General features: G+C 64.9%; 14 protein-coding genes. 6 read left to right on the plus strand and 8 right to left on the minus strand.

All coding sequences use genetic code 11. From position 1 onward, the window contains the following. Positions 1-11 precede the first annotated feature (11 nt). From AO501_RS18340 to AO501_RS18360, 5 genes are all read right to left on the minus strand, one after another. Positions 12-998, minus strand: coding sequence for an alpha/beta fold hydrolase (locus AO501_RS18340; protein ID WP_055579065.1), 987 nt, complete (start codon positions 996-998; stop codon positions 12-14). 239 nt (positions 999-1237) lie between these two features. Continuing rightward, positions 1238-1684: a hypothetical protein gene (locus AO501_RS37310; RefSeq protein ID WP_156452658.1), complete on the minus strand. Its 447-nt coding sequence runs from the start codon at positions 1682-1684 to the stop codon at positions 1238-1240. Between the two features lie 148 nt (positions 1685-1832). Beyond that, entirely contained in the window at positions 1833-2498 is a 666-nt protein-coding gene (locus AO501_RS18350; RefSeq protein WP_055579087.1) for a cation diffusion facilitator family transporter, read from the minus strand. Between the two features lie 147 nt (positions 2499-2645). Continuing rightward, on the minus strand, positions 2646-2942 hold the full coding sequence (locus tag AO501_RS18355; protein ID WP_231752534.1) for a DUF732 domain-containing protein: 297 nt from the start codon (positions 2940-2942) through the stop codon (positions 2646-2648). Positions 2943-3154: 212 nt separating this feature from the next. Beyond that, on the minus strand, positions 3155-3679 hold the full coding sequence (locus AO501_RS18360) for a hypothetical protein (RefSeq protein ID WP_055579067.1): 525 nt from the start codon (positions 3677-3679) through the stop codon (positions 3155-3157). A 90-nt stretch (positions 3680-3769) separates the two neighbouring features. On the opposite strand from AO501_RS18360, the gene AO501_RS18365 reads away from it, so the two are divergent. From AO501_RS18365 to AO501_RS18380, 4 genes are read left to right on the plus strand one after another with little or no spacing between them, the layout of a single operon-like run. After that, positions 3770-4618, plus strand: a complete 849-nt coding sequence (locus AO501_RS18365; RefSeq protein WP_055579068.1) for a DMT family transporter — start codon at positions 3770-3772, stop codon at positions 4616-4618. A 40-nt stretch (positions 4619-4658) separates the two neighbouring features. After that, entirely contained in the window at positions 4659-5453 is a 795-nt protein-coding gene (locus AO501_RS18370; protein ID WP_156452659.1) for a hypothetical protein, read from the plus strand. A 16-nt stretch (positions 5454-5469) separates the two neighbouring features. Next, positions 5470-6321, plus strand: a complete 852-nt coding sequence (locus tag AO501_RS18375; RefSeq protein WP_055579070.1) for a hypothetical protein — start codon at positions 5470-5472, stop codon at positions 6319-6321. 31 nt (positions 6322-6352) lie between these two features. Further along, the gene (locus AO501_RS18380) at positions 6353-6652 is read left to right on the plus strand and encodes a hypothetical protein (protein WP_055579071.1); all 300 of its coding nucleotides are present in this window, start codon (positions 6353-6355) and stop codon (positions 6650-6652) included. Positions 6653-6654: 2 nt separating this feature from the next. On the opposite strand, the gene rimI is transcribed toward AO501_RS18380, so the two are convergent. Continuing rightward, a complete protein-coding gene (rimI, locus tag AO501_RS18385) occupies positions 6655-7140 on the minus strand; it encodes a ribosomal protein S18-alanine N-acetyltransferase (protein WP_055579072.1) in 486 nt (161 codons plus the stop codon). Positions 7141-7416: 276 nt separating this feature from the next. On the opposite strand from rimI, the gene AO501_RS18390 reads away from it, so the two are divergent. After that, on the plus strand, positions 7417-7851 hold the full coding sequence (locus tag AO501_RS18390) for an Ig-like domain-containing protein (RefSeq protein WP_197419885.1): 435 nt from the start codon (positions 7417-7419) through the stop codon (positions 7849-7851). Between the two features lie 235 nt (positions 7852-8086). On the opposite strand, the gene AO501_RS18395 is transcribed toward AO501_RS18390, so the two are convergent. Then, the gene (locus AO501_RS18395; protein ID WP_055579074.1) at positions 8087-8635 is read right to left on the minus strand and encodes a hypothetical protein; all 549 of its coding nucleotides are present in this window, start codon (positions 8633-8635) and stop codon (positions 8087-8089) included. A 964-nt stretch (positions 8636-9599) separates the two neighbouring features. On the opposite strand from AO501_RS18395, the gene AO501_RS18400 reads away from it, so the two are divergent. Next, positions 9600-10370, plus strand: coding sequence for a hypothetical protein (locus AO501_RS18400; RefSeq protein ID WP_055579075.1), 771 nt, complete (start codon positions 9600-9602; stop codon positions 10368-10370). Positions 10371-10696: 326 nt separating this feature from the next. Here the strand turns inward: AO501_RS18400 and AO501_RS18405 are convergent. Beyond that, positions 10697-11680 (minus strand): hypothetical protein (locus AO501_RS18405; protein WP_231752535.1); only part of this gene is annotated, 984 nt, incomplete at its 5' end.

Below are 11680 nucleotides of genomic sequence, written 5' to 3' on the forward strand. Positions count from 1 at the left end.
GCCGCAGGGTGTTACGCCAGGTCCGATTCGATGTCGACGGCGGGGTACTGGCGGACACCGGTTTGCAGCGCCTTGAGCATCAGCTCCGGCTGGTGTTCGTACGGCGCGGTCGAGTCGATGAAGCGCTGGACGACCTCCACGAAGCGGTCCGGGTGGTCGCCGTGCGGCATGTGCCCGGACTCCTCGAAGATTTCCAAGCGCGAACCGGGGATCTGTTCGTGGGCCACCCGGGCGTGGCTCGCCGGGATGATCAGGTCGTCCTCGCCCCAGATGATCTGGACCGGGAGGTCGTGCATCAGGTAGGTGCGGTCGAGCATGGTGACGTACTGGCCGCGGGTGTCGACGACCGCGCGCAGGGTGCGGGCGAAAGCTTCCACCGCACCGGGCTTGCTCAACCCGCCGACCAGGCGCGGCAGGCTGGCGACGTCGCGAGTGAGCCGGGTGGAGCCGACGACGTGCCCGACGGCGCGGCTGACGAGGCCCAGGGCAGGGACCGCGCCGGGCAGCCGCAGCGCCGAGAGCATCTCGGCGCCCATCGGCATCGCCGCGAAGCGCAGGGCCGCGCTTACCTCCTTGGTAACGCCGCCGGCGCTCACCAGCACCACGCGCTCGACGAATTGGGGGTACTGGTAGGCGAATTGGGCGGCCAGGCCGCCGCCCAGGGAGTGCCCGACCAGGGTGACCCGATCGATCTCCAGGGCGGTCAGCAGGTCGCGCAAGCCGTTGGCGAAGGCGGCCAGCGAGTAGTCGGCGCGGGGCTTGTCCGACTCGCCGTGGCCCAGCATGTCCGGGGCGATGACGGTGTATCGTTGGGCAAGCTTGGCGTGCACGGGTTCCCACGTCGTCGAGCTGTCGCCGACGCCGTGCAGCAGCACCACGACCGGGCCGGACCCGGCGATGCGGAAGGCGCGGCGGTGGCCGTGGATGGTGCGGAACTGCAGTGCCGGCGCGGCGACATCCCGTACTGGCCGTAAGTGGCGGCGTGAACGGTTCGTCATGGTCTCGTCCCCTTCGTATGCGTCTCCACCGCCGAAGCGGGGTATTGCGGAGAAGCTTGCCGGGGGGTTCTTGGAAAATTCTTGAGACGTTCTTGCGCGGGGGCGGCTAATCTTCGCCGAGCCTGCAGATCTGCAGGGCTCCACTCGCACTTTCGCTGCAGATTTTCAGGCTCGACGGCAGGCGGCCGCTGACGCCGGCCGGTGACGGTGCGGCTGTTCGGGCCTTCAAACGGTGGCCGCTAACCGACCTTGACCAGCGTGAACGAGTCATGCGGGTTAGGGATTCCGCAGGGTGCGGAGCTCGCCAGGAAGTCCACGCCGCCGACGAGCGTGACGGGGTCCCACCACTGCCGGACGGTGACGGGATGCGTGCCGCCACCCCACGAAGATCCGTTGTCGCCGAGAAAATACGAAGGACATGTGACGCCCTCCGGCACGGTCCGCGTCACCGTGTGGCGGCCGTCGACCAGCGGGGCGGTGAAACCGTGACCGGGCGCGGTTGTCACATGTGCGACGCACTGCGGGGTGCACGTCGTTCTGATGGTCCATGTTCCCGCGGCGATGGGACCCTCCATGTAGGCGTAGACGCCGTCAGTGGCAGGGACTTCGGCGCTTGCGGTCGATATTCCGCCGGCAAAACCGCCAAATAATAACGCAAGTGCCGCCAGTGGCAAGCTCGGCCTCATCGGTTCGCCCTCCCGCCCCGGCTTTGTTGCCTATGGACAATATGGCTGAAGGATATCGGCGAAAGGCCAGCTCAAAATATTTTTACAAGTAACTTCATAGAAAACTGTTATCCCGACGATGCTCGGTTCGAATCAAGCTGCGCGAAACCTAGTCGTCGCAGCAGTCGCAATCATGTGCCGCCGCAGTGGACGTCGGCGATGTCGCGCAGCAGGCGTCGCCTCGCCAGGCGTCGATTCCCTCTTTCACGGCGATGCCGGCTATCGCCAGGCCTGCGACCGGGTCGGCCCAGGCCCACCCGAACGCGGCGTTGAGGACCAGGCCTACGAGCAACACCGCCGACAGATAGGTGCACAGCAGCGTCTGCTTGGAATCGGCCACGGCCGACAGCGACCCGAGTTCGCGGCCGGCCCGACGCTGGGTATAGGACAGCACCGGCATGACGACCAGGCTCACCGCCGCCAGGATGATGCCCGGCGTGGACGGCCGTGCTTCACCCTGGCCCAGCAACGACCGGATGGACTCGACCGTCACATAGATCGCCAACCCGAAGAAGGAAAAGGCGATGAGGCGCAGCGCGATCCGTTCGCGCGCTTCGGGGTCGGGGGCGGCGAACTGCCAAGCCACCGCCGCCGCCGACGACACCTCGATCACCGAGTCGAGTCCGAACCCGATCAGCGCCGTCGAATCGGCTACCGTGCCCGCCGAGATGGCGATGATCGCCTCGACGATGTTGTAGGTGATCGTCGCGGTAACCAGCCACCGGATGCGACGCGAGAGCGCGCGGCGGCGTTGGTCAGACAATCCGGGGGTCACAACCCGCACCCGCAACTACCCGGGCCGCCAGGCCGCGCGCGGTAGGGATCGACGACGGCGGCCCCGAGAGCAGGATTCCGACCGGACCGTTTGCCGGCGCTGGCCGCAATGCGCAACATCGGCCGGGTGTCTCCGGCCGATCCCCGTTTAAGGGCAGTAGGCCGATTCCGCCGCGCTCACCGCAGCGGTGGCGTCCTGATACGTAGCGTTGCTGAACTTCGTCTGGACCACCTGGGCCAGTTGGTCGGGGGTGTAACCCTGGCTGCGGTCAGCGCAGATAGCGTGTCCGAGGGCGATCATCGTGTCTTTGTCGCCGCTGAAACCCAGCTTGCCCATCTGAGCCAGATAGGCGTCATCGTCAGCGAGGGCGATGCCGCTACTGAGGGAAAAACCGGTGGCAACGATGGCAGGAACAACCAGCAGGCGCAGTCCGCGAAGCGACATTACGATCGCCCCCTTCTAATCGGTGGTGTTTGCTAAAAGCAAAGTATGGGCGCAGAGCGGCCGAAGCGCGAGGGGAAGAACCGAAAGGCGCGAGCAGGCGCATCCTCGGCTCGTCCGCGGCCGTCATCCCGCGGCCGCCAACCCGGCCGGTTCGGCCGCGCCCAGATGTTGGCTGTTTGACCGATCATAGCGAATCCCGTTGTGCTGCAAAGCTATACGGAGTTCGGGTCAGCGACCTGGGCGTCCGGCGAAAGGTCTCCCACCCGCGTCGCGACGAACGGGATCACTATAGGGGCGCACGGCGCCTCCAACTGCGTGCTCACTCCCACGAAGGTTCCGTCCGGTTTGACCTGGAACGACAGCGTCTCGGTGCCCTGCTTCATGGAGTTGTTGCAGGTGAACATCTTCCATCTGGTCGCCACCCACTGGTCGCGGTTCTCGCGGAAAACCAACGCGCCCTCCTCGGGCGGCTGCAACCATGTCGGGCCGATCGAGGTGTCCCATGCCGTCGCGACGCACCCGGAGGGCGGGCACGCGGAGCGCATCGCGATCACGGTGGAGTGCGCACCGGTCGGCTTCGGCACGCCGTCGATCGTCTGCTTGCTTCCGTCGAAATCGAACCGGTACATGCCGTCGGCTAAAGCCGATGCCGACGCGACCGCGGGCCTGGCCAGCGTGACTGCCGGGCCGGAAGCGACCGCGATTGCAGCCGCCAGGAGTATTCGAGAGATGGCCATGATGTCGTTCCCAGTTCGCAGTGCCCGAGAACTGATCGTGGGCGCTGAAGCTGACCAACGCAATAGCTGCCCGTCTCGTATGGTCGGTAGGTGCTGATCGGACTGTTGTTCGCCCTGGCCTGTTCGGTGTGTTACGGAACGGCGTCGGTATTGCAGGCGGCGGCGGCCCGGTCGGTGGAAGCGGGCAGCGGCTCGGGGGTCGACGCGGTGCTGTTGATGCGCGCCCTGCGGCAGTGGCGCTACCTCGTCGGCATCGGTCTCGACGGACTCGGCTTCGCGTTTCAGGTCGTGGCGTTGCGATTGGTGCCTATCTACGTGGTTGCCGCCGCGCTGGCCGCGTCGATCGCGGTCACCGCGATCGTCGCCGCATGGATGCTGTCGGTGCGGCTGTCCCGAGCCGAATGGACGGCTGTCGGTGTGGTGTGCGTGGGCCTGGCGCTGCTCGGCATCGCGGCCGGACCGGAAGGCGACGGGCACGGCCCGGCGGGGCTGGCGTGGGCACTGTTGGGCGTCGCCGCGGTGGTATTCATCGCCGGGGCCGCCGCAGGCCGGTTGCCCGACCGTCCGCGCGCGCTAGCCCTCGGGCTCAGTGCCGGCACCGGGTTCGGCCTCGTCGAGGTCGGCGTGAACCTGATCGATTCGCTCGATCCCACCAAGGCCGCCTTCTACGCCAACCCGGCGCTGTACGCCAGCGCCGTCGGCGGAGCGGCGGGTTTTCTATTGCTCACCTCCGCGCTGCACCGCGGCTCGGTGACCACGGCGGTGGCCGGAATGGTGGTCGGTGAAACGGTCTTGCCGGCCATCATCGGCGTGGTCTGGCTCGGCGACCAAACGCGGGATGGTCTCGGCTGGATGGTGGCCGCGGGCTTAGGAATCGCCGTCGCGGCAACGCTGGTATTGGCGCGGTTCGGCGAAACACCCAGTCCGGAAACGGTTTAGGCTGCCTGGACAGCTGTGGTGGCGCGGCAGGGAGCACACGTTGATTGGATGCCCATTTCTTGACATTCATGAGATAGGGGAGCCGGAGACGTTCGGCCGGCTCGGTTTGAACGATGACCTGTCATTGAAACTCGAACCCAGCGATGGACACGTGCTCGGGCCGATCAGCGCCAAAGCGCTGGTTTTCAATGATGTTTGGATGCCGCCTCGCGACTCGTTGAGTTGGAGAACCGTGCTTTCGCTGGACCGGGCCGAGATAGCCTTCTATCTCACCGAGGCGCGGATCGCGTATATCTGCGCGAATTACAGCAAACGCCGCGTACGGGTGCGGGGCAGCACGACCGTCGGCGACGCCATCGCCTCCCGGAAAGCCTCGAAGACCGTCGAGAATACCGCCCTCGCTGGACAGTTGAGATTTCCCTGGATCAAGCACTGGGAGTGGTACGGCACTTCGCTGCGCCTTTTCGGTGAGGAACAGGAAAACACGAATTGGCCGGAACCGATGCGCTGGCCGTTGTCCGTCACCATTGAGCTCCGCAGGCGTGAGGATGTGCTCGCCGCGAGCGACGTTCTGATGACGAGGATCCTGGCCTACCGCCTGGTCGACCGCAGCCCAAAGGACGAGTCGACCATGCAACAGTTGCGCGATTTGTGGCATGGTCGAACGGTGCTCGCGCCCAGGCCGGCATCGGTCGACGGTTTTTGTGGTCTCGAGAATTCTCGAAAGTTCGGCATTCCGGGTTGCTTGCCCTGGGGACATGGTGCGGACTATGTGCCACCAGCACCTCCGTCGCAACTGCTTGAGGCCGACAGCTGGGGAAACCAGGACCTGTGACAACGAAAACGCTTGTATGAGTCGAATACTCGATGTACCCGTCTCTGGCGGCCCGTACGCGCTGACCGCGGGACCCGACGGCGCGATGTGGGTGACGCTGGTGCACAGCGGCGAGATCGCCCGAGTGGCCGCCGACGGTGGACTCGAGGTGTATCCGGTTGCGCCGCAGAGCAAGCCGTCGATCATCGTCGCGGGACCCGACGGCGCACTGTGGTTCACCCGCAACGGCGACGACCGGATCGGGCGGATCACCACCGACGGCGACCTGTCTGAGTTCGAATTACCCAAGGGCAGTGCGCCTTTCGGTCTCACCGCGGGACCGGACGAGGCGCTGTGGTTCACCGCGATGACGTCGGGAGTGGTGGGCCGGATCGGCGTCGACGGGGTGGTCACGGAGGTCGCGTTCCCGGGTGGGACGCCGTCGATGATCACCGCGGGACCCGACGGGGCGCTGTGGTTCACGCTGAACCAAGCCAACGGAGTCGGCCGGCTCGAGCCGTCGGGTGACCTGACGATTCGGGACGTGCCCACCCCGCGCGCCGGGCCCGTCGGCATCGCCGCGACGCACGACGACGCGGTGTGGTTCACCGAAATCCTGGCCGACAAGCTCGGACGTATCCCGGTCGACGACGCCATCCAGGAACTCGACCTGCCCGGCAAACCCCATGCGGTGGTGGCCGATCCGACCGGTGGCGTGTGGGTGAGCCTGTGGGGCTCCGACCAGATCGCCCGGGTCAGCGCCGACGGTGAGGTGTCCTCGATCGACCTGCCGGCCGGCAGCGAGCCGCACGGGCTGGCCATCGGGCCGGACGGCGCGTTGTGGGTGGCACTAGAGGCGGGGTACGTCATGCGGTTGCCGACGGTGTGAGGGCGTGCCGACCACGACTAGCCTCATAGCGGTGACGACGGGCCAGGATTTTGACACCATTCCCGCTGCGGAGATCAAGCGCGACGACAACATCGAATTCCCTGCGGGCAATCCAGAGGTGAAATGGCACTTCGACGAGAACAGGGCAGCCAGGCCGCCCTGCGACCAGCCGGGGGTGCAGTGGTACGTCGAGGCGCTCGGAGAACCCATACTCGGCAGTCCGTTGGGCGATCTGTACACGTTCACGGTGAAAGAGGTCGGCGGGGCCGGCGCCGATGTCGAAGTCAAGATCAGGGGCCACGTGCCCGTTCGCCGCTATCGGCGACAATAGGGCTAGGTTTGGATGCCAGTCCGCGGCTCGCGCCGCATCGTTAACGCGTCGACGCCGTTGTAGTAACCGGGGCGCAGGCCCACCTGGTCAAATCCCACGTCGCGGTACAGCGCGATAGCCGCTTCGTTGTCGTAGCGAACTTCCAGATACACGGTGCCGCCCGCGGCGAAATTCAGCAGCTCGTCCAACAGCCGGCGGCCGATGCCGTGGCCTTGGTGCGCCGGGTCCACGCCGATATTGCGCACCTCGTAGAACGACACCCCGGTGAAACCTGTGGAACCCAGACGCACGATTCCGCCGTAGCCGATCAGCATCCCGGCCCTGCGCGCGCTCACGAAATAACCGTCTGGGTTGGCCATTTCGCGTTCGAATATCGCCGCCGACCACGGATTCTCGCCGGCGAATAAGACCGCGTCCAACTCGGCGCATCTGGCGGCGTCGGCCGGCAACAGCGCACCGATGACCACCGGCTCCCGGGGCTCGGTCATCGGGTGGCGACGGCTGGTGCGGCCGGATATCGAGAGTCGGGGAGTGGGCTCATGAACGGCTGTGGCACCCGATCGTCAGCGCTCGTTGAGATCATCCCTTTTTCTCCCTTCGGGCCAATAGTGCTCCTAAAGCTTTGGAGGATCGCGTCGGTTTCATCGGCTGACGCGTTAATGATCCGTGGAGTTTCCACAGATCGCATCATCTGCGGACCCGGGGCTGCGGGTTAAGCTTTCACCTGCAAATAAACAATGGGAACTCAGGGCAGGGGGCGTGTGATGAGACGTACGGACGGTGCCGTCTTGGCACGCTTGATGGCGGGCGTATTCATCAGCCTGGCGGCCTTGCAGCTGACCGCAGTCGGCGTGACCGTCGCACCAAGGGCGGCAGCCCAGCCGGCACCCAAGGTTGTGGCCACAGAGCCGGCGGCGAACGCCACCGTCCCGGCAGGTAAGTCCACCATCAAGGTCACGTTCGACCAGAAGATGTTGGCTAATTCGTATTCGTTCGTAGTCATTCAGGGTGGTGCCTTTCCCCCTTGCCAGTCGACGCCGTCAGTTTCGGCTGACGGCATGAGCTTCTCGCTCGATTGCGAGTTGCAGCCCGGCAAGTCCTATGCGCTGGGTTTCAACGGCGGAAATTACACCGGCTTCAAGAACGAGGCTGCCGTCGCCGCGGTCCCCAGCGAATTGCACTTCTCGACTGCTTCCTGAGCCCAAAGCAAAATCAGAGGCGTCGATTCGGGGGAGAGAGCCGCTCTCGGACCCGTGGTGGTTCGCCAGCCTTCCTAGATCGGCGGGCGAATTTATTGTCGCGCCTCAAGTTGTTGCCTTCGCCAGCGCGGCCCGCAGCCGATCAAGTTGTGAGTGCCGGATCCGCGGCGGGACTTGCGGCGTCGCATAAAGAGTTCACCCCCGCGATTTGTACTTTGAGTTGCAAGTGTGCTTGTTAGGTCTCAGTGCGCCAAGGCGCACGGTTAATTAAGTCGCGTACTCCCTGCAGTTCTTGGTAGCAAACGTTGTTCGTGTCCTCTGCGAATAGCTTCAAGTCGTGCAGTACCTCGGCCGTGATTCGGCCAACATAGAAAGCGGTTTGCTGTAGTCGGAGAACGCTGAAGTGAGCGAGTTGCTTGTTGATGGAGTCTCTAACCTTCTGGCCGGGAACCACCGGATTTGCTCGGTCTAGCGGGCTTGGGTTGGGTGGCTGCCAGTTAGGTACGTAATCGCCCGCCCAGATATCGTCCGCATTTCGTCCCGAGTTCGGCGGCGGAAGCGTTAAGAAATCATCGAGGACTCGGGCGTGTATCAACGCTGCCTCGAAGAACGCCATGCAGGCGATGCGGATCGGGTCGTCACGGTCGAGGTCCCGTATGTGCGGTGTCTCGGCGCGACGTTTGTCCTGCTCGGCAAGGGCCCCGCGCAGCATGGCGACTTCGTAGTACAGGTGGGTGTTCGCGAGTTCGGCAAGTTGTGCGGTGGTGGGCGTTATTCGGGCCATTGGGCGGACCGTACCCGTGGGAGCGCGCCGGAGGCGAGCGAATTTCACTGGCCGGGGGTAGCGACACGCGAAATCGTATTTGTCCATTCTCTTAAGACAGGGCTTGAACTGCCACGACGCCGCCAATTGGCGAATCGAGGACCGTCGTCGCGCCGCGGCGTCGCGTGCGAGCCGGGAACGTTGTTGCCCGTCGGCGGGGAATCGACTGCAGCGGATCGCATTTCGGCACCGCGCCCGGTTGGGCCGTCGGCGGCCTGACACCCACCGCATCCCGGCGTGCTGAGTGTCCCGCTGGCGAACGGGCCCTGATCGGTGTGCGCGTGCCGCGGGCCCCGGCTCGTGTTCTATGGGCCGCTGAGCCCGCTTGGAGCCGCTATGTAACACGAGACAAAGTGTGGAAAATAACACGGTACGATCCGTTACATGCGTGTCCACAGTTCCCACCCGCAGATTCAGCAGTGCGAGGAAATCCGGGTCGTCTACACGTTCACCTGTCCGGCGTGCACTCGCGAGTTCTAGGTCCGCGGGGCGGTTGTTCAGCCTGACGGCTCGCTACGCTGCCGCCCGTGCAGCGAGCTCCGGGCGCGGGAGTCGAATTACTGGTACCTGCGATGCCGACAGGCGAAGCCGTACCGCGAATGCGAACGTGACGGCAGTCGCGACAGGGCCGCGTGGTGCTTAGACTGCGCCGCCGCGGCCAAGGCGAAGTCTGCACCGCCGAAGCCGAAATCGTGCGAGCAGTGCGGAGCGGAGTTCACCCCGGCCAGGCGCGACGCCCGATTCTGTTCGGGACGGTGCCGGGTCGCCGCGCACCGAGCGAACGCCGGTCAAGAACAGGCCAGAAATAGGCTCTGAACTGCGCGAGCTGCTGCTGCGCAATACTCGGAGCGAGCCACCTGGCGCGTCGCCTAGAACACCGGTAAGGCGCGCCCTTATCGTGGTGCGGACAATGGCAACGAGCAGTATGAACGGCGAGCGCGCAATCGAGTTTGTTATCCACGGCCTAGAATCGAATGTTGCTGGATACGCCTCGTTAATCGAGTGCTCGACTACCTCGTTCTACATCAAGTGGACGTATAAGCCCATGCAGACGGTAAAAGTGAGTCTGCACTGTCCCGACCCGCAACACGTCGGTATGGAACATTTCCGCCTCGATTTTGATCACGCCGACCCGGCCGGGAAGGCGACCGCCGCGGGCGGGGCGTGGGCCATCGACGGGCTCCAGTTGCCGCTGTACTTTCTTGGTCGCCGGGTGAACAAACGGACTATGCACATTGTCCGGTTCTCCGCGGAGTGGGACATGTTTACGAAGGGCGTTCCTTCAGCGCCGAAGCCGTCCCCAAAGCAGAAAGCCACTCTGCACGCCAGGATCGACGCGCCAGCAGAGTCGAAGGTGACCCATGTTGACCTTTATCTGAGCAACGTTCGCCCTTACTGGGGCAACGAGACGAAAATTCGTAGGGATAACGCCGGAATGGGACCGCTCGTCAATTCTGCGGGCCAGTACTTGACCGCGATCATCTATCAGCACCGCGTGACCGAGTACCCAGACCCGCTCGGCGATGTCCGCAAAGGCGCACCGCTTGATCAGTGCGTGCGGGGAGTCGCCTCGACTCTTGACCCGTCAGGGTTTCTTTGGATGTGCGAGAAGATGATCCCGCGATCAGAATTTCACTCGTTCGACCCGTCATCGCCGCCGCCGCCACCCGGAGGGGCCCCGCCGTCCTCGCCCTGAGTCATCATTGCTGGTGCCCGCGATTACGACAGGCCAAGCCGTACCGGGAATTGTGAACACCGCCGAAACCCTGGCCGGGCGGCGTGGTGCCTGGAGTGCGCCGCCGCGGCCAGGGCGAAGTCCGCGCCCAAGCCGACGAAACCGGTCCGCCACTAGCGGAGTTCGTGCCCGGCCAGGCGCGACGCGCGATTCTTTTCGGGTCGTGCTGGGCCGCTCACCTAGCGAACGCGCCCTATCGGCGATAGGTCCCCGTCGAGCCTTCGCGATTTTTTCGCTGTTCAGAAAATGTGTTTACGCGAACACCTAACGCATCTAGGCGCAGCGCCTCAACTGGTCGTTGACTGATGCCCAAATGCCAGCGCCGACCAGTCGGCAACCGACTGCTGCAGCCGCTCCAGCACCACCGCTTCCGCCACGGACGTGTACCGCGCAAGAGCGTACAGGTAGGTGCGTGTCGCTAAAGCCGCGTACATGATGGAGTGCGCCGCGACCTCCAGCGTCACGCCCATCGCGGCGGGCGACACGCCTCCCACCGAAGGCCCAGTCGGGGCATAACCCACGAGCCCGGCGTGGCGGAAGCGTCCATGCGTAGCGGCCGACAGCAGCGAGTACGGCAGCCCCGCCAGCTCGCGCTCCTGCAAACCCGCCGCTTGGAAGAGATCCTTGACCAACTGCGTCTCTGCTGGCGGCGCCTCGGTCTTCGCTTGGCCTCGGACGAGGAACGGTGCGTCCCACGGCCGGGGGTTTTTGCGGTAGACCGGCGTGAGTCCTGCCGTGGCGCCGACCGCCAGATAGTCGGTGGTGCGGTCGGTGCGGAATTGGACCGCCTTGTCATCGCTCAAGGGCAACGGTGCGCCGTACAGCGCCGCCAGCTCCTCGTTCAGGTAGCGCCGCAGTCGCTCCTCCCGAGAGTCTGCGGTGAGGACGTACCAAGCCTTCGCCGCGACGACGGCGGATGTGCGCGCCAGTGGAAACGGCGCGAACACAACGAAGTCGGCACGCAACACGGCGCTCACGCCGCGGAGAAGGTCGCATTGTTCGAGGCCGACGGCAACCTGCTGCGTCGCGAGAGTCAGCAGGGTCTGCTTGGACTGTGTGCCCGGGTGCTCCGAGCGCGCGGCGCAGTCCCGCAGTGCCTCGCTTCCGATGTTGAACGGCTGGGCCAGCTCCCCTTTGAGGAGGCTCTCAGCGGCGTCTACGAATTGCATGATCACATCGGCGAATCTGTCGAACCCCTGCGTGCCAGGGTGAGTTGAGTCCAGTGGTTCATAGCAAACCGGCCTGATGCAGGGCGAGATACGGATCAACAC

Origin of the sequence: Mycobacterium gordonae, from assembly GCF_001417955.2 — a bacterium.
In the GTDB taxonomy this organism is placed as follows: domain Bacteria; phylum Actinomycetota; class Actinomycetes; order Mycobacteriales; family Mycobacteriaceae; genus Mycobacterium; species Mycobacterium gordonae_B.

Coding starts and splice junctions, on each gene's coding strand:
- AO501_RS18340 (WP_055579065.1), bottom strand. CDS start 998: ATGACGAACCGTTCACGCCGCCACTTACGGCCAGTACGGGATGTCGCC.
- AO501_RS37310 (WP_156452658.1), bottom strand. CDS start 1,684: ATGAGGCCGAGCTTGCCACTGGCGGCACTTGCGTTATTATTTGGCGGT.
- AO501_RS18355 (WP_231752534.1), bottom strand. CDS start 2,942: ATGTCGCTTCGCGGACTGCGCCTGCTGGTTGTTCCTGCCATCGTTGCC.
- AO501_RS18360 (WP_055579067.1), bottom strand. CDS start 3,679: ATGGCCATCTCTCGAATACTCCTGGCGGCTGCAATCGCGGTCGCTTCC.
- AO501_RS18375 (WP_055579070.1), top strand. CDS start 5,470: ATGAGTCGAATACTCGATGTACCCGTCTCTGGCGGCCCGTACGCGCTG.
- rimI (WP_055579072.1), bottom strand. CDS start 7,140: ATGACCGAGCCCCGGGAGCCGGTGGTCATCGGTGCGCTGTTGCCGGCC.
- AO501_RS18390 (WP_197419885.1), top strand. CDS start 7,417: ATGAGACGTACGGACGGTGCCGTCTTGGCACGCTTGATGGCGGGCGTA.
- AO501_RS18395 (WP_055579074.1), bottom strand. CDS start 8,635: ATGGCCCGAATAACGCCCACCACCGCACAACTTGCCGAACTCGCGAAC.
- AO501_RS18400 (WP_055579075.1), top strand. CDS start 9,600: ATGAACGGCGAGCGCGCAATCGAGTTTGTTATCCACGGCCTAGAATCG.